This window comes from Streptomyces milbemycinicus, assembly GCF_002154605.1.
Taxonomy (GTDB): domain Bacteria; phylum Actinomycetota; class Actinomycetes; order Streptomycetales; family Streptomycetaceae; genus Streptomyces; species Streptomyces milbemycinicus.
Genome location: NZ_MUNE01000073.1, coordinates 1 through 22,201, shown reverse-complemented (window position 1 = coordinate 22,201; position 22,201 = coordinate 1). Strand labels below are relative to the sequence as shown.

Here is a 22,201-nt window from a genome sequence, read left to right as displayed (position 1 = left end):
ATGCGACCTGCCTTGCTGGACGGACAGACCCTGGGAGAAAGCCTGACCCTGCTGGCGAAGGCCTCACCGGACTCCCGCGCGAGGTTTCCCACCGCCGGCGACGACATCACCGCGGCGGACCTCGATGTGGCCTCCGCCGCGGCGGCGCACGAGTTTCTGCGCGCCGGGGTGCGGCCCGGTGACATCGTGGGCGTGCTGGTGCCCACCGCCGCCCGGTTCTTCACCACGGTCTTCGGGCTCTGGCGGGCCGGTGCGGCGATCAGTGTGCTGCCGGTCCAGGCCGGTTTCGGTGACCCGCGGGACACCGCGCGCCGCCTGGCGCGCATCGCGGACGTCGCGGGTCTGCGCCATCTCGTGCTGGACCCCGACTACGACGAACTCGGCCATGAACTCACCACGATGGCCACCGAGGTGGCCCTGGTGTCCCCGCCGTCGCCGAGCGCCACCGGCAGCCCGCTCACGCTGCCCACCGTCGATCCCGACTCGCTGGCCATCGTCCAGTTCACCTCCGGCAGCACCAGTCTGCCCAAGGGCGTGATGCTGCCCCATCGCACGACCATGGCCGGTCTGCGCGCCTGCGTGGTCTCGGGCGCCTTCAGCCCGGACGATGTGTTCGTCCAGTGGGTGCCGACCTTCCACGACATGGGTCTGATCGGTTTGCAGGCCCACTGGCTCAACGGCGCCGATGTCCACGCGTTCTCGCCGACCACCTTCCTCCGGCGCCCGGGCACGGTGCTCGAACACTTCGCCGCACACGGCGGAACGGTGATGACCGGGCCCAACTTCTCCTACGACTATCTGCTCGACCGCGTGCCGGCGGAGCGGCTTGCCGCGCTCGACCTGTCCAGCTGGCGGCTGGCGTTCAACGGCGCCGAACCGGTCAGCTCGGCCACCGTGCGGCGGTTCACCGAGGCACTGGCGCCCAGCGGCGTCGGCCCCTCGGTGATGTACCCGGTGTACGGCATGGCCGAGGCCACCTTGTCGATCAGTTACCCGAGGCCCGGAGACACCCCGAAGATCCGCACGGTGGACCGCGACGAGCTCGCCACGACCGGTGTCGCGCACACCGTCGACGAGGCAGCGACCGCGGCCAAGCCGGTGGTTTCGGTGGGCCGCGCGGTGCACGGCATCGAGCTGCGGATCGTCGGCGACGACGGGGCGGTGGCGGCCGACGGCACGCTCGGCGAGATCCAGATCGCCGGGGAGCCGGTGACCACCGGCTACTTCCGCGCCCCCGAGGCGACACGCGAGGTGTTCGACCACGGCTGGCTGCGCACCGGCGATCTCGGCTTCCTGCTCGACGGCGAGCTGTACGTCACGGGGCGGCGCAAGGAAATGGTCGTGGTGCACGGGCAGAACTTCTTCCCCGATGACGTGGAGAATGTCGCGCGCACCGTACCGGGCGTCTACCGCCACCGCTGTGTCGCCTTCTCCGACACCGATGCCGAGGGCGGCGAGCGGATCGGCGTCATCGTGGAGACCGATGCCGACCCCGCCCCGGTGCTCGCGGAGGTCCGCAGAAGGGTGGCGGCCGAGCTGGACCTGTCCCATGTGCGGGTCTACGCGGTCAAACCCCGCTGGATCCCCCGCACCACCAGTGGAAAGTGGCAGCGCGTACTGGCCGCGCGGCGGGTGGCCGCCGCTGACGGCGACAGCGCAGTGGCGTACCCCGCCACCGGAAGTCCAGACCGAGGAGAACGGGTGTGAACAGCAGAACACAGTCGCCGGCCGGGGTCCCCCTGCTCGCGGACGACCGGATGCACAGCGCCCGGGTGTTCGCCGACTATCAGCACGCCACCTGGGAGCTGCACCACATCCCGTGGGAGGAGTTCCGGCCCGATCTGGTGTTACCCGAGCACATCGTGTTCGCCAAGGGGGCCATCGTGGGCGAGTCGAACGTCATCGCCGCGACCCACGGCCTGCTCAACGAGTTCGCCACGGACTACGACTTCTCGCAGTTCGCCTGCATCTGGGGCTATCAGGAGATCCAACACCATCTCGCCTTCCAGACCTGGCTGCAGCTGGCGGGCCATGGCATCGACCACCGGACGATCGCCTCGATGCGCGAGGCGTACCCGCCGGGAGTCACCAGGGCGGCCACCCTGGCCACCAACGTCATCTGCGAGGTCCTTGCCACACACGCGTACAAATGCGTCGCCCGCACCATGAAGGAGCCGCTCCTCGCCGCCATCCTGAAGAAGGCCAGCGGCGACGAGGCGCGCCACGCACGCGAGTTCGTCCACTACACCGCGCAGCAGCTGGCCGCACGGCCACAGGAATGCGCGTCGGTCGTGGAAACCCTGTACATCTACATGGGCACCACCCGCGACTTGTACCGCCATCCGGTCAGCCGGTTCAAGGGAAACCTGCCCGAACTGGAGAACCACGAGACCATCGACGAGATGTTCGCCTACTTCGCCGAGGTCGACGAGGACGGCAAGGAATGGACGAAGTGCTGTGAGCAGCTGTTCAAGTACTTCTCCGCGCTCACCGGCCACAAGCTGACCAAGATGTCCGATGTGCGGCGGGCGATCGCCGAGGAGTCGCTGAACAGCAAGGTCCCCGCATGAGCACCGCACAGCACACCGCTGGTGAGGCGATCGAACTCCCCTGGCACGCGGAGCCCTCCTTCAACTGCTTCGGCTGCTCACCGCGCAACCCCATCGGGCTCAAGCTGCGTCTGAAGCGGCTGCCGAACGGGGACCACGCCGCCGAAACCTCCTTCTCGGAAAACTACGCCTCCTACCCGGGGATCGTGCACGGCGGCATCGTGAACGTGCTGCTGGACGAGGTGATGGGCGACACCCTCGCACTGGTGCACGGCCTGCTCGCCTTCTCCGTGACCCTGCGCAGCAAGATGCTGTTGCCGCTCGCGGTGGGCGAACCGTATCTGACCGTCGCGCGGATCAGCGGCCAGGGCAACGGAGTGCTGCACACCCAAGCCGAGATCACCGGGTCCGACGGCGAACTGCACGTCATGGCCACCGGCACCTACCAGCCGATCCGCTCCGAACAAGCCAGGAAACTCATGCAGCTCGACGATGCCGCCTTCGGCCGCGTCCAGCACTACTTCGACCACGGTACGGGAGAGTCATGACCGCCGAACCCACCGGCCACGAGCCCACCAGCCGCGCGCACATCGCCGCGGTCACCATCGAATATCTCGCCACCGAACTGGAGGTCTCCCCCGCCGAGATCGGCCTCAGCGACCCCCTCAAGGCGCTGCCCGGCGCCGACTCGATGAAACTGCTGCGGGTGGTCTCCAAACTGGAGCGCCAGTGGGACATCGAGTTCGACGACCAGGCCGTCTTCGCCGCCGACACCGTCGAGGAACTGGTCACCCTGGTGCACAACTACGTCAGCGGAGAACTGACGACACCATGACCACCGTGACCCCCCAAGCGGCGTACCAGGCCACCAACAAGCACTACGAGCTGCCCGCTGAGCTGTTCGCCATTTACCTCGACCGGCGGCTCAAGTACAGCTCCGGGCTGTACACCGACCAGAACACCGACCTCGACCAGGCACAGACCGACAAACTGCACTTCGTCGCGCGGCAACTCGGCCTCACCGGCGGTGAGCGGCTGCTCGACATCGGCTGCGGCTGGGGCAGCCTGATCCTGTTCATGGCCCAGGAGTACGGCTGCCACGCCACCGGTGTGACGCCGTCCCGCCCCCAGCTCGAGTACATCCGGGCCCAGGCGGAGGCGGCGGGCGTGGCGGACCTGGTCACGCTGGAGCACGGCTCCTTCAGCGATATCGAGGTGGCCGGGCCGTACGACGCGATCACCATGCTCGGCTCGATCGTTCATATGCCGAACCGGACGGCGGTGCTGGGCACGGTCCACGAACTGCTGCGCCGCGGCGGATCGCTGTATCTGTCGGAAAGCTGCTTCCGGAACCGCGCCGCCTACGAGGAGTTCTCACGGCGGCCTGGCACCAAGCACGTCACCGAGGACATCTTCGGATTCGCCGATATGGTGCCGCTTTCCACGCTCGTGGAGGCCGTGGAGTCGGCCGGTTTCAGCCTCACCGCGCTCTCCGATCTCACCGCGCACTACCACCGCACCATCGAGGACTGGGAACAACGGGTCCACGCCGCGCGCGACCGCGTCGAACGGACGGCACCGGGCATGAGCGAGCCACTGATCCGCTATCTCCGGACGGCCAACGCCGGCTGGGGCTACACCACCAAGCACTACGCGCTCAGCGCACGGAAGTCCCGGATGGGCCCGACGGAGGCACCATGAGCGACACCGCCCCGCCCGTATCCCCTCCGGAACCGCTCCGGCCCTCCCTCGACCCCGCGGAGCTCGGAGAGCTCACCCGGAAGGCGGTGAGTCGCGCCGATACCCACCACTGGTCCATCGACGAGCTGCCCTGGACAGCGCTGCGGCCGGAAGAACTCACCGAGACCGACCGCTCGGTCGTGCGGTTCATCACCTTCATCGAGGACCACATTCCCGGGTATCTCACTTACTTCCTGGACGCCTTCCCGGTGTCCGGTGAGGACCTGGCCATCGAGGAGTTCTGCTTCAACCGCGAGTACTTCCGGTTTCTGATCTCGTGGGCGAACGAGGAGGAACGGCACGCCTCGGTCCTGACCAGATATCAAATCGAGGCCGGTATCAGCGACCCGGACACACTGCTCCGGGAGCTGGCCGAGGAAGGCAGAAAGAAGTTCTCACTGCCTTACGAGAGCCCCGTCCAGGCATTCACCTACACACTGGTCCAGGAAAAGGCCACGCAACTTTTCTACCAGCGGTTCAAGGCGATCGCCACCGAACCGGTGCTGCGCGAACTGCTCCACCGGCTGGCCAGGGACGAGGCCCGGCACTTCGCGTTCTACACCGAAATCCTCACCGCCTACATCACACGGCACGGACTCGCCGCGACAATACCGGACCTCAAAGACGTGCTCTCCACCTTCCGTATGCCCCTGGCGGACACGCTCAACGGATACTGGCGGTGGTCACTGCGCGTCGCGGATACCGTGTCGTACAACCACACGGAGGCGTACGGCGCCCTGATCCGGCTCGTCAACAACTTCAGCACCACAAAAGGCGGCGCGTCGACAGCCGACCTGGCCGAGTTCATCCACCGCATCCGTGCCGTCTGACCGCCACGCATCTCTCACCGGGAGGCGTCGGGCCCCACCGTCGGCAGATAGCGCGGCGCTCGCCACGCGTGCAGCCGGTGCTCCACCGCCGCCCCCAGCGACAGAAGCCCCGCGTCCTGGTGGTCACCGGCCATCAGCAGCAGGCCCACGGGCAACTCGTCCACGAACCCGGAGGGCACCGACAACGACGGGTATCCGGACACGGCCGCGGGCGTTGAGGACGGGATCACATCGTTGTCGCCCCGCGCACAGTCGGTCGTCCAGGCGGGCGGGTTCGTGGGGGCTGCGATGGCGTCCAGCCGATGCGCCGCCATGGTCTCGTCGATGGAACGCCGGGAAAGGTCCTTCAACTCGGCGCGCATGGCCCGGTATCCCGGGTCGGTGGTGGGAGGCGCGGCAAGCGCCTGCTCGAACAGCTCCTGACCGGCGAAGCAGGTCCGCTCCGCCGGATGGGTGCGGTTGAACTCGACCAGCTCGGCGAGGTTGCGCGGCCCGTCGCGGGTGGCGAGATAGGCGTCGATGTCCCGGTGGAACTCGCTCAGCAAAGCCGGGAATTCGAGTTCGGCGAGGCGCTGCTGATACGGAGGTGTCACCTCGACGACCTCGGCCCCCGCGGTGCGCAGTTTCTCGGCGGTACGGGTCATCAGGGCGTCCACCCGCGGCCCGAGCGAGGGCAGCCGCCACAGGCCGATCCGTTTGCCGCGCAGACTGCTGGGGCGCGTCATCTCGTCCGCGAGGCCGCCCGGGCCGCCCGGACGTGAGGTGCCGCTGATCACGGACAGGGTGAGCGCGGTGTCGACCACATTGCGCGCCATAGGCCCCGCGGTGTCCTGCTCGGCGGAGATCGGAACCACACCGGCCTGGCTGACCAGCCCGAGGCTGGGCTTGTGGCCGACCACCCCGTTCATCCCGGCCGGGCACACGATGGAGCCGTCCGTCTCGGTGCCGATCGCCACCTGCGCCAACGACGCGGCGAGCGCGGCGCCCGAACCGGCGGAGGACCCGCATGGATTCCGGTCCAGCACGTAGGGGTTGTTGGTCTGGCCGCCCACCGCCGACCACCCTGATGTGGGCTTGGCCGCGCGGAAGTTCGCCCACTCGGACAGGTTGGTCTTGCCGAGGATCACCGCCCCCGCGTTCCGCAGCCGGGTCACCAGGGCGGCGTCCACGTCCGGCGGGCTGCCGGCCAGCGCCAGCGACCCGGCCGTCGTGGGCATATCGCGGGTGTTCACATTGTCCTTGAGCAGGACGGGGATACCGTCGAGCGGGCCACGGGTGTCGCCGCTCCGATGCCTTATGTCGCTGGCGGCCGCCTGCCGCAACGCCGTCGGGTCGGTGCGCAACACCGCGTGGATCTTGGGGTCGACGGCCTCGATCCGCCGCAGGTAGGCGGTGGTCAGCGCCGTAGAGGTCAGTGAGCCCTCCGCCATACGAGCCTGTAATTCCGGGATCGTCACCGTGTCGAGGTCGACCCCCAGCCCCGCGGACACACCGGTCGGCGGCGGCACATCGACACCGGCTTCGGCGGCTTCCGCACGCGGATTCGGCGCCCCGGCGCCGAGGGACGCCGCGGCCAGGGCGGCGATCAGCGTGGCAGCGCTCCGTTTCCTCATGCTCCGCTTCCTCTTGCTCCTCATGAGAATCAGCCGACTACAGGCCGACGGCCCGGCACAAGGGCCTTTCGCGCCGCCGCCCAAAACGTCATGCGTCCGACGGCCTCGCTAGTCGAGCCAGATGACCACGGCGTGCCCGTCGCGGGCCGCCGCCTGGAAGAACGGGACGAGCGCCTGGTAGTGGCTGGTCACATAGTCGAGCGACTCGTCGCCCACCCAGATGATGACGGGATAGATATCGGCCTTGACGAGATCATCCGGAGTGACGCCGCTGACCAGGGCCTTCGGAGGCATCGCGGCGAAGGCCTCGGCCGCCACCCGCACCCGCTCCGGCGTGAGATAGCGGGGCGGCCCATAGCCCCAGTCGTCGGCCCCGGCGATTGCCTCCTCACCGAAGACGACGTCCACGGGAAACGCGAGGCGGCTCAGCAGGAAGTCGAGGGCGTGCCAGGCCTTGTCGGTGTCGTGGCAGCGTGCCGGTGACGTCGCGGGCCCCTCGTCCGACTCCGTGTCCATCAGCTCGCCGATGAACTCCCTGGCCCAGTCCGGGTCGCGGACCGCGCGCTCGAGTTCGGCCGGGGTCAGACGCGCGTACTCTCCGATCATGCTCATGGCCGGATGGTACGGATGGGCACTGACAGCGCGTCCCACCCCCGTGCTCGTGCGCGCACAAGTTGGTCCGGGCCTCTCCCGGCCCCGACGGGCACACGGCATACTTGGGCCGCCCGCCCGCACCCAGCCGGTCCGGCCCGCTCGATCCGCACTGACCAGGGGTTTCCGTGACAGCATCCGCATCCGTTACCGTCCCTGTGCCCGCGCTGCCCAGCGGCGTGGACCCGGCGTGGCTGCCGCCCGAGGTGTTCCGCCCGCTCGGTTCCCGGCGCACGCTGATCTTGGGAACGGGCCCACTGGTGGACACGGTGCACGGAGAAGTGGCCGGCGCCTGCGCACGGTTCGGCGGGGAGGTCGTACGGGATGCGCGGGCGCAGGGTGCGCCGTACGACCTGGTGCTGGAGCTCGGCCGACAGGGCGAGGAGGGGGACGGGCTCGGGGACGAGGGGTACGCGCTGGTGCGGGCCGAGGGCGTCACCCGGGTGACGGCCGCCGGTCAGGCCGGGCTGCTGTACGGGCTGTTCCATCTGGTGCGGCTCGGCGAGGCGGCCTTCGAGGGCGAGCGTGCCCGCGAGACGCACCGGCCGGCGCTGGCCCTGCGGATGCTGGACCACTGGGACAACGTGGCGGTGCATCCGGTGATGGGCCAGGTGGAGCGCGGGTACTCGGGTGGCTCGCTGTTCTGGCGGGACGGCCTGGCCCGGGGCTCGCGGGACGAGCTGGAGCGGGTGCGCTGCTACGGCAGGCTGCTTGCCGCGTCCGGTATCAACGCGGTCACCGTGAACAACGTGAATGTGCACGAAACCGAGGCGCATCTGCTGACCGACCGCATCGGCGAGGTGGCCGCGATCGCGGACGCGCTGCGCCCGTACGGGATCCGGACGCATCTGTCCGTCTCCTTCGCCGCCCCCGTCGTGCTCGGCGGCCTGCCCACCGCCGATCCGCTGGACGCCGCGGTGGCCGACTGGTGGGCGGAGACGACCGGCCGGGTGTACGCGGCGATCCCCGACTTCGGCGGGTATGTGGTGAAGGCCGACTCCGAGGGCCAGCCCGGCCCGTTCACCTACGGCCGCAGCCACGCGGACGGCGCCAACATGCTGGCCGCGGCGCTCGCCCCGTACGGCGCCACGGTGCACTGGCGGGCCTTTGTGTACAACCATCGGCAGGACTGGCGGGACCGGTCGGTGGACCGGGCACGCGCGGCCTACGACCACTTCGCACCCCTGGACGGCCAGTTCGCGCCCAACGCGGTGCTCCAGGTGAAACACGGCCCGATGGATTTCCAGACGCGCGAGCCCGTCTCCCCGGTGATCGGCGCGCTGCCGAACACGCGGCTGGCGGTGGAGATACAGGCCACCCAGGAGTACACCGGGCAGCAAAAGCATGTGTGCTGGCTCGGGCCGATGTGGAGCGACGCGCTGCGGTTCCGGCGGGGCGGGGAGGACGGGCCCAGCGTCGGGGATCTGGCGCGCGGCGGCGGCCTGGTGGCGGTGTCGAGCGCCGGTGACGACCCGTTCTGGACCGGACATCCGCTTGCGCAGGCCAACCTGTACGCGGTCGGCCGTCTGGCCTGGCAGCCCGACGCGGACCCGCGCGCGATCCTGCACGAGTGGATCGAGCTGTCCTTCGCCCCCGAGGAGACCGCTGATCCCGCACGGCTGCGCAGCGGGCTGCGGGCCGTTCTGGACGGCTCCTGGCGGACGTACGAGAAGTACACGGCGCCGCTCGGCATCGGCTTCATGGTGCAGCCCGGACACCACTACGGGCCCAGCGTGGACGGCTACGAGTACAGCCCGTGGGGGACGTACCACTTCGCCGACCGGGACGGAGTCGGCGTCGACCGCAGCCAGGCCACCGGCACCGGGTACGCGGGGCAGTACGCGAAGCCGTGGGCGCAGGCGTACGAATCGCCCGAGACCTGCCCGGACGAGCTGCTGCTCTTCTTCCACCATGTGCCGTACGGACATGTGCTGCACAGCGGCGAAACGGTGATCCAGCACATCTACGACACACACTTCGAGGGCGTGGAAGAGGTCGAGGAGGCACATCGGGTGTGGGCCGGGCTCGCGGACCTGGTGGATTCGGCACGCCACGCCCGGGTCGCGGAGCGCTACGAGGAGCAGCTTCGCAGCGCCCGGGAGTGGCGCGACCACATCAACACCTACTTCTTCCGGAAGTCCGGCGTACCGGACGCCCGCGGGCGCCGCATCTACTGAGCTCGATACGCGTGTTCACACCGTGCTCCGGGCCGCCGGGTTGCCCTGATGGGTGAAGGCGGCCCAGAGATGGACCTGGTCGAGGTCGATGCGGGCAGCCTCGCCGCGTAGATCGTCATGGAGGGTGGGCGGTGGCTCGCGCTGCGGGTCGAGCATCCATAGTTGGGCGGCGCGCAGCGCGTCCACCGGGGCGAGGCCGTGGGTGGTGACGAAGTCGTGGAAGACGGCCATCATCACAGCCGTCGAGGCATCGCGGACGGCCCAGCGCGAGCCGATGACATCGGCGGCGCCGCGGGCGATCAGGGCCGTGGACAGGGTCAGGGCCTCGTCGTGGTTGCGGGTGCTCAGATCCGTCTCACAGGCGCTGAGCACCACCAACGGGCCCGCGGCGGCCGGCTGTCCGGTGGCGGTGCCGTCCAGGATGCGGGCCACGGTCAGCCGTCCGGCGTCCTGGTGGCCGTCCGGCGGGGTGGCGAGCCAGAGCGCCGAGCGGGTGGGATACGGGCCGACCAGTGCGTGGCAGGAGATGTGCAGAACGGCGGCGGCCGGGGAGCTGCCGCCGGGCAGGACGGCGAGGATGTCCTCCGGGGTGCCCGGCGCGTCGCTGACGGCCGTGGGGAACTCGCCGTAGCAAAGGCCGTCCGGGTAGCAGGCCGCGCGCAGCGCCTCGGTCTCGATCTCGGCCCACAGGAGGGAGAGTTCGGGGTCGGCGACCAGGACCTGTCCGGCGGCGATGGGCAGCCGGTCCCGGGCCGCGGCCCGCAGGAACTCGGCTCCGGAGGGAGCGTAGCTGAGCACCGCTTCCTCGCAGGCGTACCGGTGTGCGCGGCCGTCGCGCCCGTACGGGGTGCGCGCCGCATGCCAGGCGACCGCGCCGAGCGCTCCGCACGGCACCAGGACGATCCGCGGCGGCCGACCGAGCGGCCCCACGGCTGCCAGGACGGGGCCCATCGCGGCGGGCCAGGCCCAGTCGCACAGCTCGCGCAGTGCCGCCTCCCATTCCCGGTCCGGCGCCGTCTGCCCGCGCGGCTCGGCCGTGGCGTCGGCGGCCGTGGCGGTGGCGGTGGCGGTGGCGGTGGCGGTGGCCTGGGAACGTCGGGCCGTGGCGTCGAGGTAACGCTCCAGTGGCGGGCTGCCTGGCGTCAGCAGCGGCAGCTTCAGGACGGTGGGCGGCGCGTTGCCGGTGTCGGGGCGGAGGATCAGTGCGAAGCCGTCCTGGCCGGGTTGGAGCCCGAGGACGAGATAGACGAGCGCATCGGTGCCGGCGGCGGTGAGACCGGCCTTCAGCCCTGCCAGGTCCGGAGGGCCGAGCAGTCTCCGGGCGTCCGCGCCGCTGCCCGCGCCCAGCGCGTCAAGTGCCCGGCGGCGCAGGGTGCCCGGGATCTGCCGCTCCGTGGACCGGCCCAGGAGCGGGGCCGGGGCATCGGACGGGAGCCGGTCCGTGGCGACCTCGGCGCGCCACTGCCGGGCCAGATCCGGGTGGCCGCGGGCTTCGAGGAGCTCGGGAATGCCGCGGGACGCGGCCGCGGCGCGCAGCACCAGGGCCCGGCCCATCTCCAGCGCGTCCACCGCATCGGCGGGGCGGCCGATCACGGTGTTCCAGTAGGCCAGCCACAGTGCCTGCGCCGCCCCGGTGCGGGCCACGGCCAGGCCGTGTTCGGAGCCGAGTTGGAGGAGGACGTCCGAGGCCAGCCTGACCAGTGCCTCGCCTCGGGCGGCCAGGCTGGCGTTCACGTCCTCGACCGCGGTCGGACGGTGGCGCTCGCGGCGCAGCCAGTACGCCTCGGACAGTTGCGTCAAGGCATCGACGTTGTGCGGCAGGCCGTGCCCCTGGGCCATCAGCTCGCGGACCCGGGCCAGCTCGGTGATGCACTGGTCGAGCAGGCCCGGGTCATCGAGGTGGCGGGCGGTGTGCAGCAGGGCCCGGCCGAGTTGGTACCGCAGCTGGAGTTCCTGGTAGGGGGTGGGCTGCGGTCCCTCGAGGATCCGATGGACCTCCGCGACGGCGTGGTCGGCGGCCTCCCGGCTGGGCTCGATCATGATCAGTTGGATCATCGCGGTGGCCCGTACGGCCGGGAAGTACGGTGCGAGCAATGCGGCGATCTGCCGCTCATCGGTCTCCACCACGTCCCGGAGGTACCGGGCCGCGGCGCGGAGTTCGGCCGGGTCCTGGTTGCGGGCGGACTGTTCCTGATGGGCATCGGCCAGGGTGGCGGCGATGGCGAAGCGGTTCTCCTGATCGGATGGCAGGGTGGCGTACAGGTCGGTCAGCTCCTCGACGAGGCGCGGCAGCACGGTGGGGTCGTCGCTGCGGCGCGCCAGGGCCAGCTCTTGTTGGGACGCGAACACCACCGCGTTGACCATGTCCCTGGACGGTGGTGAGCCGTCGCGGCGGTAGGCGGCGCGCAGTTCCCTGGCCATCGTCAGGGCGGCGTCGGCGGCCTGGAAGCTGCCCCCGAGCATCGCCGCCGCGTTGACGCGCCCGGCCAGGGCGCTGGCCACGGCCTGCCGGGCGGGCATGGCCTTCTCGCCTTCCCCGGACAGCCCGTCGATCATCTCCCGGAGCCGGGCGGTGCCCCTCTCCAGATGTGCCAGATCGCCGGTCTGCTGCACCCGTACCGCATCGATCAGACTGGTCAGCCACTGTTCCAGAGTGACCTGGCCCGGCCCGCCGAAACGGCCGGCGGGGTCGGGGTCCGGCTCCGACACGGCCTCGTCCACCTCGTCGAAGTCCATCATGCCGGGCACCAGGAAGTTGGCCTGCAGCAGCAGAGCGGCATGCAGTTTGGCCATGCGGGCCCGTTCGGGTACGTCCGCCGGCAACTCCCGCAGGGCCCGCCGGGCGACGTCCGCGCCGCGCCGGGCGCCCTCGGCCAGCACCCGGGGGTCGCCCTCGCCCGACCTGAGCTTGGCCAGCAGCTCGCGCAGCGGCGCGAAGACCGGTCGGTCCAGGCCCAGGACCGCCACTTCCTCCTCGGCCTTCTCGGTGGAGATCCTGACCTCGTACACCGCGCCGCTCAGCCACAGCAGGAGACCCGTGAACCGAGGGATGTCCTCCAAGGCCCAGGCGAACACGCCCTGGAGGGCGTCGTCCAACGCGTCGCCGGCGTCTTCCAGGGGTGCCGTACCCGTCGGCTCCGTCGTGTTCTCCTCGTGCGGTGCCACCGCCTCGGACAGTGTCAGCTTGATCTCCGACACGACGGCCCCGAGCAGTCGGAGCAGCTGCGGATCCTTCGGGGCCTCGAAGAGGCGCCCGAGAACGTGTGTGGCCTCCGCCAGTTCGTCCCGCGTGGCTGCGGTCAGCGGCTGCGGGCCGGAGGCGCGAAGCGGCGGCTCCTGGCGGGGGCCGTGGCGCAAGGCGCGCATGGCTCGCGCGTAGTGCTCCGGGACGAGCAGCCAGAGCAGCGCTTTGCGGGCTTGCACCGCGAGCGGGTCGGTGAGCGGCCTGGTGCGGTCGGCCCAGCGCAGGTGGTGCAGGGTGTACTCCCGTGCCTGCCGGGCCGCGTCGCGCTGTTGGCCTGGGCCACGGCTGTCGAGCCAGACGCACATCAGGATGCCCAGCGAAGGAACGATGCCATCCCGGAGCGGATCGTCCGCGGGCAACAGTTTTTCGATGGCGGCCACATGCTGGATCGTCTGCCACAGCGCGGCGGTCCGCGCCGGGTCGTCCGCCGGTCGGCGCATCACCTCGTTGGCCTGGCGGGTGGCGATGTCGGCCCAGGCGCGCAGCACCGGCCCCGTGTCCCCGCTGTCTCCGTTGTCGTTGTGACGCCGCTCCTTGTCCACCCCGCACTCCCCCGTGTCCGATGGCCGCACGCCCCGGCGGGTCGGGCCGGCGGCCATCGCCGACTGCCGCACGGCCCGCCGAGGCCGCTGCAGGTCATCTACCCCGGCGGCGGGCCGTCCACGTGGGTCTTCGCCCAGGACGGCCGGCAGGAGTCAGACGAACACCGACAGCAGCAGGGCCATGAGCAGGCCGAGCACGCTGACCAGGGTCTGGACGACGGTCTGGGTCCTGGCGGCCTGGGCGAGATCCATGCCGAACGACTCCTTCACCAGCCAGAAGCCGGCGTGGTTGACGTAGTTGAGGCCGAGGGAGCCGGCGCCGATCGCGACCACGAGAAGCGATGCCTCCAGGCCTCCGCCGCCACCGATCAGCGGGGCCACGATGCCGGTCGCGGAGACGATGCCGACGGTGGCCGAGCCCGTGGTCAGCGACAGCAGCAGCGCGATGAGCCAGCCCAGCACGATCACGTTGATATGGGCTCCCTCGGCGGCCGACGCGATGGCGTCGCCGATCCCCGAGTCCTGAAGGACCTGCTTGAACGCGCCTCCACCACCGATGATGAGGAGGATCGCGGCAATGGACTTGAGGCTGTTGGTCAGGGAGGCGTGGGTCTCCTCCCCCGAGCGGCCACCGCCGATGATGGTCACGCCGAGGGCGAAGAGCACACCGGCCAACATCGCCACCAGCGGTTCCCCCGCGAAGGCGAGGCCGGCGCGCAGCCCGCTGGACTCGTCGAGCAGCGTTTCGGCCAAGGTGCGCAGCAGCATGAGCGCGACCGGAACGAGCACGGCCGCCACGGCCAGCCCGACGGACACGCCGGAGCGGGGACCCGCGTCCGTACGCGACTGCGCGCCGGGCCCCGAGGAAGGCGCCGCGGATCCCTGTCCGGTGCCGGTGAACTGGGCCACGAGTTCGGCGTCCGGGCGGACCTCGGGCAGCCGAGGCGCGATCCAGCGGGCGTAGACGGGGCCGGCCAGGATGACGGTGGGGATGGCGCAGACGACGCCGACGACGAGGGTGAGGCCGAGGTCGGCGTGCAGGCCGGTCATGGCGGTCAGCGGGCCGGGGTGGGGCGGCAGCATGCCGTGCAGGGTGGACAGGGAGGCGATGGCCGGGACGCCGAGCAGCACGTACGGGCTGCCCTTGGTGCCGCCCTGGTCCTCGAGCCGACGGGCCACGCTGAAGATCAGCGGCAGCAGGACGATCAGGCCCACCTCGAAGAACATCGGGATGCCGATGACGAACGCCACCGCGCCGACCAGCCAGGGCAGCCTGCGGGTGTCGGCCCGTTCGACGAGGCCGCGGGCGATGGCGTCGGTGGCTCCGGAGTCGGACAGCAGCCGGCCCAGCATGGCGCCCAGTGCCAGCGTGACACCGACGTCCCCGAGGGTGCCGCCCGCGCCTTCCTCGATCGAGTCGATCAGTTTGGCCACCGGTTCGCCGGCCGCGAGTCCGGTGGCGACGGTCACGACGATCAGTGCGACGAAGGGGTGGACGCGCAGCCGTGAGTTGATCAGGTAGATCAGTGCGGTGATCGCCACCGTGAGGATCACCAGCAGCCACCAGGTGTGTGCGGTCATACGGGATACCTTTCGAACGTATGCACGAATCAGGAGACGGAAAGAAGGCGTGCGTGACCCGCGGGACGAGCACCGTGCGGGAGGCGGTCAGTCGAGTCCGAGGCGCGCGGCCAGGTCGGCCACCGCGGCGTCCTGCCGCTTGAGATAGGCGCCGAAGGCGCCGCCGGTGATGAAGGCGTCGGTCCAGCCGTGCCGGGTGAGCTCGGCCTTCCACTGCCGCGAGGAGTGCAGCGCGGTCAGCGCCCGGATCCACCGCTTGCGGTCCTCGGGACTGATGCCGGGCGGGGCGACGATCCCCCGCCAGTTGTGGAACACCAGGTCGATGCCGGACGCCTTCAGGGTCGGCACACCGGGCAGCGCGGCCACCGGCCGGTCGCTGGTGACCGCGAGCACCCGCAGCTGGCCCGCCTGGATCTGGTCCAGGAACTCACCGATGCCACTGGTGGCGAAGTCCACCCTGCCGTCAAGCAGCGCGGGCAGCAGATCGCCGCCACCGCCGTCGTAGGCGACGTACCTCACCTGCCGGGGAGCAATTCCGACGGTCCTGGCCAGCTCCATGGGGAACAGGTGGTCCGGACCGCCCAGAGAGGAGCCGCCGCCGACCCTGACCCGCCGCGGGCCCGTCCGCCACGCGGTGACCAGGTCCTCGACCGTGCGGTACGGCGAGTCCTTGCGGACCACCACCGCCTCGGGCTCCTCGATGAGGCGCGCGATCGGGGTGGTCTGCCGTACGGTCACCCGCGCGTGCACGACATGCGACGCGCCGAGGACCCCGAGGCCCATCTGGAGGGCGAGCCGGCCGTTGCCGCGTTCGTTGACGGTCCGCTGGAGACCCACCGTTCCACCGGCACCCGGCAGGTTGAACACCTGCACATCCGAGGCGGTGCCGGTTTCCTCCAGCACACGGGCCACGGTCCGGGCCGTGGTGTCGTATCCGCCCCCGGCCGTGTTGGGCACCAGGATGCGCAGACCGTCATCGGCCGCTCCGGTGTCCGGCCATGCGCCACAGCCGCCGAGAACCAGCGAGAGCAGGAGGGCTACGGTGCCCGACAGGGCTCGGGTACGTCCTCTCATGGCACCTCCCTTTCGCTTCTCGCACGGCGGACGTCATGATTGTGCGGCCTGGCGGGAGAGTCGCCCAGGTTGTGTCACCAGGAGAGATTGAGTTCATTGTGGTCGCCGCGTTCCGTCGCCAAACGCTCGCGGGCGAGATGCTGGTACTCCAGCTCGCCATCGTCGTGGTGGTGCTGCTGGCGGTCGCCGCGGTCTCGCTCGCACAGTCGGAGGCCACCTTCAACCGGGTGGAAGGACGGCGGGTGAGCGCGCTGGCCGAGCAGCTGGCCGCCCACCCTCTCGTACACAGCCGGCTGGTGAAACCCGCGCCCGCCGAGGCCCTGGCCCCTTTGGTGCACTCCACACAGGTGCAGTCCGATGTCACCTCGGTGACGGTGGCCGACCGCACCGGCCGCGTCGTCAGCTCGACCAATCCCACGGTGGTCGGCGACCGGCTGCCGCTGGGCGAGGGAGTCGGCGCGGGCCGGGGCTGGTCCGGCTCGCTGGCCTGGGACGGCAACCGGGAGCTGGTGGCCCAGGTGCCGGTGCTCGGCACCACGGGGGACGACGTGGGCCGGAGGCTGGGCACGGTCATGGTCGGCGAGGCGTCCCCGACGGTGTGGCAGCGGCTCAGCGGCGTCTCCTCGTATCTGCTGATCTACCTCGGCGTCGCCAGTGCGCTCGGCGTCGTCGGCTCCTGGCTGCTCGCCCGGCGCGTCAAACGCCAGACGCTCGGACTGGAGCCACGCGAGATCACCGGACTGGCCGAGCACCGCGAGGCCATGCTGTACGGCATCGCCGAGGGCGTCGTCGCCCTGGACCCGCAGCACCGCCTCACCCTCGTCAACGACGTGGGCAGGCGGCTGCTCGACCTGCCCGTGGACAGCGTGGGCCGGACCGTGGCCGAGCTCGGCATCGACGGACGGCTACTCGACGTGCTGACCGGGGCGCAGGACACCACCGCGGACGCGCGTGACGAGGTCGTCGTCCGCCACGGCCGCGTCCTGGTCATGAACCGGATGACGGTCACCAAGGACGGCCGGCTGCTCGGCTCCGTCGCCACCCTGCGCGACCGCACCGAACTGGCCCACCTGGAGCGCGAAATCGGCTCCTTCCGCAGCACCTCCGAGCTGCTGCGCGCCCAGGCGCACGAGTTCGCCAACCAGCTGCACACCATCTCCGGGCTGATCCAGATCGGCGAGCAGGAGGAGGTGGTGCGCTACATCCGCGCATTGAACCAGCGCCGCCAGTCACTCGACATGACCGTCGGCCGCCGGGTCCGCGACACCGCCGTCGCCGCGCTGCTGATGGCGAAGTCCGCCCAGGCCGCCGAACGGAAGGTCGCCCTGCGCATCTCCGACCGTACGGGGCTGGGCCGCCTCGCCCCGGAAGACGCCGCCGACGTGGCGACCGTGGTCGGCAACCTCGTCGACAACGCCATCGACGCGGCCACCGCGGGCGAGCCCGACGGCTCGCTCCACGGCGGCGTCCCGTATGACGAGGCGTGGGTGGAGGTCGAACTGCGACAGGACGCCGCCAGCGTGGAGATCGTGGTACGCGACTCGGGCCCCGGCGTCGCCCCCGAACTCGCCCAAGAAGTCTTCGCACACGGCTTCACCACCAAGGCCGCCCAAGAGGGCGAGCGCGGCATCGGGCTCGCCCTGACCCGTCTCGTCTGCGAGCGCCGCGGCGGAGAGATCGCGGTCACCAATACGGCCGAGGGCGCCATGTTCACCGCGCACATGTCCGTCGGCCACCCCACCGGCGCGGTGGCGGAAGGAGCTACCCCATGACCGAGCCGACCGGCACCATCGACGTCCTGGTCGTCGACGACGACTTCATGGTCGCCCGGGTCCACCGCACGTTTGTCGAACGAATCCCCTCCTTCCGGGTCGTCGGTACCGCTCACACCGGCGAGCAGGCCATCAAGGCCGTGGACGAGCTGCGCCCCGACCTCGTCCTGCTCGACCTGTACCTGCCGGATGTCTTCGGCCTCGACGTCATCCCCCGGCTGCGCACCGCCGGACACGACTGCGACGTACTGGTCATCAGCGCGGCCCGCGAGGCCGACGCAGTACGCGACGCCGTACGCCACGGCGTCGTCGACTACCTCCTCAAGCCCTTCGACTACGAGGACCTGCAGCCCCGCCTCGAACGGTACGCGACCCGGCGCGGGCGACTGCTCACCACCGTCGTCCGCGGCCAGGCCGACGTGGACCGCGCCCTGGCCGGGGCCTTCGCGCCCGCGGCGGGCAACGCCCTGCCGAAAGGCATGAGCGTGGAGACCGCCGACCTGATCGAACGGGCGCTCCGCGACGCCGACGGCACCCTCTCCGCCACCGAAGCGGCGGCCGCCACCGGTGTCTCCCGGGTGAGCGCCCGCCGCTACCTGGAGTACTTCCACGACACCGGCCACGCCGATGTGGCGCTGCGCTACGGCAGCGCCGGACGGCCGGAGCGCCGGTACAGCTGGCGGGTATGACGAGCGGACACCTGTGGCCGACTAGCGACCACGGGTGCGGGCGCGGAGCACTTTGTGGTAGCTGTCGACCGCGTTCTCGACTGTGCTCAGGTACTCCCGCAGGCTATGAGGCGTACGGTCTCGCACGAGGGTGTGCAGCGCGTAGCGGGGAGAGACTTCCCACGCGAATCTCCCCGGGGCGTTGGGACAGACCATCGGCTCGTTGGTGAACACCATCAAGCGGTCGTCGGAGTGCCGGTACGTCCAACGGCACGGCCACATCCGCAGCGCGGTCTCCCCCACGTACCGCACCGCGCCCGCGTAGAACTCGTCTCCGTCACCGGCCGCCGCCTCCAGCGAGGCGGGGCCGTCGAAACGGTCCAGCACAAGCCTCTCCAGCACCAAGAGCGAGTCCGGTGAGTAGTCGAAGGGGAAGTCATCGGGCAGATGGGCCGTACGCCACCGGTCCAGTGCGGCGTCCATGGAGGTCAGCCACTCGTCAAGAAACCGGCGGGACTCCTCACTGGCGTGCAGGCGGTCGTCCTCCATGTACCACGCGAGCGTGCCGGGTTCCCCCGTGGGCATCTCGTCACGCACCCAATTGCCGAGATCCACCGGCATCGGCAGACCGAACTCCTTGAGATCCTTGGCCTGTTCGGGCGTGAGCAGAAGCCACCAGGCGTCATAGGAATCCTCGTCCAGCTGGTAAAAACCCCGTGGATCGTCGTTGCCGGGCACGAGGTCGCCTATGGCGTCGAAGGCGGTGTTCCAGTCCATGTAGCGCGTGCTGTCGGAGAGGTGTTCCGCCGGGTGCCAAATCGACCGGCCATTGCGCCGGAAGTGCAGATACTCCTCTCCGTCCTCATCCTTCACCAGCTCGACATCGTCGACCACCACCGAGCCGCCTGAGCACGCCGCCGCGTCGAGCAGCAACTCCGCGTACCCGTCCTCGAGATAGCCCAGCACCTTTTCGGGCGTCTGGAAGCCGATGCCGCATTCGCCGACGAGGAAGGTCAGCTCGTCGGGGTTATCGAAGTCCTCATCAAGGTCCATGCCGATCCCGGCGGCTTCCGCCAGACCGACCGCGGCCTGCTCCTCCGTCGCTATGCCCAGCCGGACCAAGACCTCCGCGAACTCCCGGAGGGTGTGTTGTGTTGCGTCGCCCATGACAGCACCCTCACCCATTCTTCCGGCATCCTGAGGCCGTGATCTCCATGTGTATCGTCCCGAGCCCGCGCACCACATCCGCGGGCGTCAGCACAGGCTCATCACTGAACTCCTCGCTCTCCTGCGCAACACGGTCGAGCAACGGAGCCATCAGGTCGTAAAGGCGGGCTACCTGCTCCTTCGGGTCCATTGTCCCGGCGAACTCATCGATGGTCCCCAGCAATTCGGGGTACGTCGTGTCTGCCATGGCTCCTGGATAGCAGGCGGCACGGACATCTCCGTCCGGGGGCGGCGGGTAGGGGCGGGCAGGCGCGGCGATCGACCGCGGAGTGACCACATCAGACCGGACATATCGTGAAGCAACTGAGGAGGTTGAGGAGAACGTGCAAAGATGACGGACACCCGGGTCAGACCACCCGGGGCCAAGGAGAATCCCAGTGAGATCTCGGACGTTGAGCCGTTACTCAACCGTGGCCGCAACCGTGCTGTCCGCCGCGCTGCTGCCCCTGTCCGCCGCCCACGCAGCCGACGCCACCGCCGACGACTCGGCGCCCGCGGCGACGCAGACCACCATCGCGTCCTTCGGCCGAATAGCGGACGCCGTACTGACCGACCGCACCGCCGCCCTGCTCGACCGGCCCCAACTCGCCCGCACGGCACAGAAGTCGCAGGGAGACGTGCGGCTCTCGCTCGCGGCCTCCCGCGCGGAGAGCACCAGCCTGGCCTCCGTGCAGGACACGCGCGCCCGGCTGGCCGCGCTCGGCGAGGCCTACAGCGACGCCGACACGAAGACCACCGTCGACAGCACCCGTGTGGAGGGTCGGAAGGCCACGGTCCGCGTCACCGAAGCCACCACCCTCACCTACGAGAAGATCCGCGGCGACGAGCCCCCGACCACCGGCTTCACCGCACACCACGAACTCACCTTCACGGCACAGACGGACGGCACCTGGCAGCTGGTGAGTGTCCGCCGCACGGACAAGGGCCCCCGCCCGGTCAACGAGCCCGTCCCGGCGACGAGCACGGCGCCGGTGCGCCCGAGCGCCATCATCGACGCCCCCCGCGCCGCCACCACGTACCCGGCGCCGGCCAAGCCCAAGAACCTTGGCACCGGCACCACGTACAACTACGCGGCGATGGCGACGTACGCCGAGAAGTACTGGAAGAACTACAACACCGCCTACCGCCGCTTCAACAGCGCCGGCGGGGACTGCACCAACTACATCAGCCAGTCTCTCTACGCAGGCGGCTGGAAGCACGCGACCGCCTCCACCGAGGACTACGACACCTGGTGGTACGGCACGTCGAGCCAGTCCGACACCTGGGTCGGCGTCAACGAGTGGTCCTGGTTCACGCAGACCGCGAAGCGGACCACCGCCCTCGCGAACGCCTACCAGATGGACATCGGTGACGTCCTTCAGGTGGACTTCGACAAGGACGGCGCCAAGGATCACACCATGATCACCTCGTATCGGAGCACGAGCGGCGTCCCGTACCTCACCTACCACGACACCGACACCTACCGGCGGTCGCTGTCCAGCCTCCTCTCGTCGTACCCGAACTCCGCGTACTACGCCTACCGCACCTGATACCCGGCCACCATCTCGGCCGCCTGGGCCCGCTGTTCCCACACCCCCGTGGTGGGAGCAGCGGGCCCAACTGTCTCCCAGAACACTTTTCGGCGCGGACAGGCGGCCCTCACCGCTACTCGAGGTGCATTCAAGTCCCACGCGACCGCCGTTCTTCCGCCCTGGCATATAAGTCCATGAACGTCTGCTTCTGACTGCTGCCTCTGCCGAGCGGCCATGCGTGTTCAAGGACGCTCAAGAAAGTGATCCCACTTTGGTGCACGAAGACGAACTCCTCAGCTACCTGAAGCGAGTGACCGCGGACCTGGACCGGACTCGCCGTCGTCTTTACGAGGTCACCGAGCGGGAGCAAGAACCCATCGCCATTGTCGGCATGGCCTGCCGCTTCCCCGGCGAGGTCCGGTCCGCGGAGGACTTCTGGCAGCTGATCGTGGCGGAGCGGGACGCGATCGGGGATTTCCCCACCGACCGTGGCTGGGACGTCGAGCGGCTGTACGACCCGGACCCGGACCGATCCGGCACCTGCTACACGCGACACGGTGGCTTCCTCTACGAGGCTGCCGGATTCGACGCCGAATTCTTCGAGACCTCACCACGTGAGGCGCTTGCGATGGATCCGCAGCAGCGGCTGCTGCTGGAGACGTCGTGGGAGGCATTCGAACACGCCGGCATCGACCCGACCTCCGCACGCGGCAGCCGGACCGCCGTGTTCACCGGCATCAACCCACCGGACTACCCCGTCGGACACGCCTCAAGGCCCCCGGAGTCCGCGGAGGGCTTCATCCTCACCGGCAGCGCGGGGAGCATCGCCTCCGGCCGAATCGCCTACACGCTGGGCTTGGAAGGGCCTGCGGTCACCGTGGACACGGCGTGTTCGTCGTCGCTGGTCGCCCTGCATCTGGCCTGCCAGGCACTGCGGGCCGAGGAATGCTCCATGGCGCTGGCGGGTGGAGTGGCCGTCATGTCGACCCCACGCATTTTCCTGGAGTTTGCGCGGCAGCGGG

General features: G+C 70.1%; 18 protein-coding genes. 11 read left to right on the top strand and 7 right to left on the bottom strand.

Annotated elements, in window-relative coordinates; translation table 11 throughout:
- Genes CCN51_RS06775 through CCN51_RS06750 form a run of 6 tightly spaced genes read left to right on the top strand, consistent with a single transcriptional unit; the run spans window position 1 to window position 5,119 of the window.
- Entirely contained in the window at window positions 1-1,707 is a 1,707-nt protein-coding gene (locus tag CCN51_RS06775; RefSeq protein WP_245881583.1) for an AMP-binding protein, read from the top strand.
- Entirely contained in the window at window positions 1,704-2,570 is an 867-nt protein-coding gene (locus CCN51_RS06770) for a hypothetical protein (protein ID WP_014173310.1), read from the top strand. Before CCN51_RS06775 ends, CCN51_RS06770 begins: the two co-directional genes overlap by 4 nt.
- A complete protein-coding gene (locus tag CCN51_RS06765) occupies window positions 2,567-3,097 on the top strand; it encodes a PaaI family thioesterase (protein ID WP_014173311.1) in 531 nt (176 codons plus the stop codon). The genes CCN51_RS06770 and CCN51_RS06765 overlap by 4 nt, the downstream gene beginning before the upstream one ends.
- Entirely contained in the window at window positions 3,094-3,384 is a 291-nt protein-coding gene (locus tag CCN51_RS06760; protein ID WP_014173312.1) for an acyl carrier protein, read from the top strand. Before CCN51_RS06765 ends, CCN51_RS06760 begins: the two co-directional genes overlap by 4 nt.
- Window positions 3,381-4,250 carry an SAM-dependent methyltransferase gene (locus tag CCN51_RS06755; protein ID WP_014173313.1) on the top strand — a complete coding sequence of 290 codons (870 nt, stop codon included), beginning with the start codon at window positions 3,381-3,383 and terminating at the stop codon, window positions 4,248-4,250. The genes CCN51_RS06760 and CCN51_RS06755 overlap by 4 nt, the downstream gene beginning before the upstream one ends.
- Window positions 4,247-5,119 carry an acyl-ACP desaturase gene (locus CCN51_RS06750; RefSeq protein ID WP_014173314.1) on the top strand — a complete coding sequence of 291 codons (873 nt, stop codon included), beginning with the start codon at window positions 4,247-4,249 and terminating at the stop codon, window positions 5,117-5,119. Before CCN51_RS06755 ends, CCN51_RS06750 begins: the two co-directional genes overlap by 4 nt.
- A gap of 14 nt (window positions 5,120-5,133) precedes the next feature.
- On the opposite strand, the gene CCN51_RS06745 is transcribed toward CCN51_RS06750, so the two are convergent.
- A complete protein-coding gene (locus tag CCN51_RS06745) occupies window positions 5,134-6,732 on the bottom strand; it encodes an amidase family protein (protein WP_014173315.1) in 1,599 nt (532 codons plus the stop codon).
- Window positions 6,733-6,840: 108 nt separating this feature from the next.
- On the bottom strand, window positions 6,841-7,344 hold the full coding sequence (locus CCN51_RS06740; protein ID WP_043488740.1) for a YfbM family protein: 504 nt from the start codon (window positions 7,342-7,344) through the stop codon (window positions 6,841-6,843).
- 167 nt (window positions 7,345-7,511) lie between these two features.
- Between CCN51_RS06740 and CCN51_RS06735 the strand changes: the two genes are divergently transcribed.
- On the top strand, window positions 7,512-9,560 hold the full coding sequence (locus CCN51_RS06735) for an alpha-glucuronidase (RefSeq protein ID WP_405381013.1): 2,049 nt from the start codon (window positions 7,512-7,514) through the stop codon (window positions 9,558-9,560).
- A 15-nt stretch (window positions 9,561-9,575) separates the two neighbouring features.
- Here the strand turns inward: CCN51_RS06735 and CCN51_RS06730 are convergent, their stop codons facing one another.
- The 3 genes from CCN51_RS06730 to CCN51_RS06720 form a co-directional block, all read right to left on the bottom strand.
- Window positions 9,576-13,346 carry a CHAT domain-containing protein gene (locus CCN51_RS06730; protein WP_086859358.1) on the bottom strand — a complete coding sequence of 1,257 codons (3,771 nt, stop codon included), beginning with the start codon at window positions 13,344-13,346 and terminating at the stop codon, window positions 9,576-9,578.
- Between the two features lie 153 nt (window positions 13,347-13,499).
- Complete coding sequence (locus CCN51_RS06725) at window positions 13,500-14,927, bottom strand: GntP family permease (RefSeq protein ID WP_014173319.1); 1,428 nt, start codon at window positions 14,925-14,927, stop codon at window positions 13,500-13,502.
- 87 nt (window positions 14,928-15,014) lie between these two features.
- Entirely contained in the window at window positions 15,015-16,001 is a 987-nt protein-coding gene (locus CCN51_RS06720; protein WP_014173320.1) for a Bug family tripartite tricarboxylate transporter substrate binding protein, read from the bottom strand.
- Window positions 16,002-16,099: 98 nt separating this feature from the next.
- Between CCN51_RS06720 and CCN51_RS06715 the strand changes: the two genes are divergently transcribed.
- Complete coding sequence (locus CCN51_RS06715) at window positions 16,100-17,773, top strand: sensor histidine kinase (protein WP_014173321.1); 1,674 nt, start codon at window positions 16,100-16,102, stop codon at window positions 17,771-17,773.
- Window positions 17,770-18,462, top strand: coding sequence for a response regulator (locus tag CCN51_RS06710; RefSeq protein WP_014173322.1), 693 nt, complete (start codon window positions 17,770-17,772; stop codon window positions 18,460-18,462). The genes CCN51_RS06715 and CCN51_RS06710 overlap by 4 nt, the downstream gene beginning before the upstream one ends.
- A 21-nt stretch (window positions 18,463-18,483) precedes the next feature.
- Here the strand turns inward: CCN51_RS06710 and CCN51_RS06705 are convergent, their stop codons facing one another.
- A complete protein-coding gene (locus tag CCN51_RS06705) occupies window positions 18,484-19,608 on the bottom strand; it encodes a hypothetical protein (RefSeq protein WP_014173323.1) in 1,125 nt (374 codons plus the stop codon).
- A 10-nt stretch (window positions 19,609-19,618) separates the two neighbouring features.
- Window positions 19,619-19,855: a hypothetical protein gene (locus CCN51_RS06700; RefSeq protein WP_014173324.1), complete on the bottom strand. Its 237-nt coding sequence runs from the start codon at window positions 19,853-19,855 to the stop codon at window positions 19,619-19,621.
- Between the two features lie 205 nt (window positions 19,856-20,060).
- On the opposite strand from CCN51_RS06700, the gene CCN51_RS06695 reads away from it, so the two are divergent.
- The gene (locus CCN51_RS06695; protein ID WP_014173325.1) at window positions 20,061-21,197 is read left to right on the top strand and encodes an amidase domain-containing protein; all 1,137 of its coding nucleotides are present in this window, start codon (window positions 20,061-20,063) and stop codon (window positions 21,195-21,197) included.
- Between the two features lie 253 nt (window positions 21,198-21,450).
- On the top strand, window positions 21,451-22,201 hold a 751-nt coding region (locus CCN51_RS06690; protein WP_211303207.1), incomplete at its 3' end, for a beta-ketoacyl synthase N-terminal-like domain-containing protein.

Bases quoted from the DNA above. Each gene is read 5' to 3' on its own strand.
- CCN51_RS06775 (WP_245881583.1), top strand. From the start codon at position 1: ATGCGACCTGCCTTGCTGGACGGACAGACCCTGGGAGAAAGCCTGACC.
- CCN51_RS06765 (WP_014173311.1), top strand. From the start codon at position 2,567: ATGAGCACCGCACAGCACACCGCTGGTGAGGCGATCGAACTCCCCTGG.
- CCN51_RS06760 (WP_014173312.1), top strand. From the start codon at position 3,094: ATGACCGCCGAACCCACCGGCCACGAGCCCACCAGCCGCGCGCACATC.
- CCN51_RS06755 (WP_014173313.1), top strand. From the start codon at position 3,381: ATGACCACCGTGACCCCCCAAGCGGCGTACCAGGCCACCAACAAGCAC.
- CCN51_RS06750 (WP_014173314.1), top strand. From the start codon at position 4,247: ATGAGCGACACCGCCCCGCCCGTATCCCCTCCGGAACCGCTCCGGCCC.
- CCN51_RS06745 (WP_014173315.1), bottom strand. From the start codon at position 6,732: ATGAGGAAACGGAGCGCTGCCACGCTGATCGCCGCCCTGGCCGCGGCG.
- CCN51_RS06740 (WP_043488740.1), bottom strand. From the start codon at position 7,344: ATGAGCATGATCGGAGAGTACGCGCGTCTGACCCCGGCCGAACTCGAG.
- CCN51_RS06725 (WP_014173319.1), bottom strand. From the start codon at position 14,927: ATGACCGCACACACCTGGTGGCTGCTGGTGATCCTCACGGTGGCGATC.
- CCN51_RS06720 (WP_014173320.1), bottom strand. From the start codon at position 16,001: ATGAGAGGACGTACCCGAGCCCTGTCGGGCACCGTAGCCCTCCTGCTC.
- CCN51_RS06710 (WP_014173322.1), top strand. From the start codon at position 17,770: ATGACCGAGCCGACCGGCACCATCGACGTCCTGGTCGTCGACGACGAC.
- CCN51_RS06705 (WP_014173323.1), bottom strand. From the start codon at position 19,608: ATGGGCGACGCAACACAACACACCCTCCGGGAGTTCGCGGAGGTCTTG.
- CCN51_RS06700 (WP_014173324.1), bottom strand. From the start codon at position 19,855: ATGGCAGACACGACGTACCCCGAATTGCTGGGGACCATCGATGAGTTC.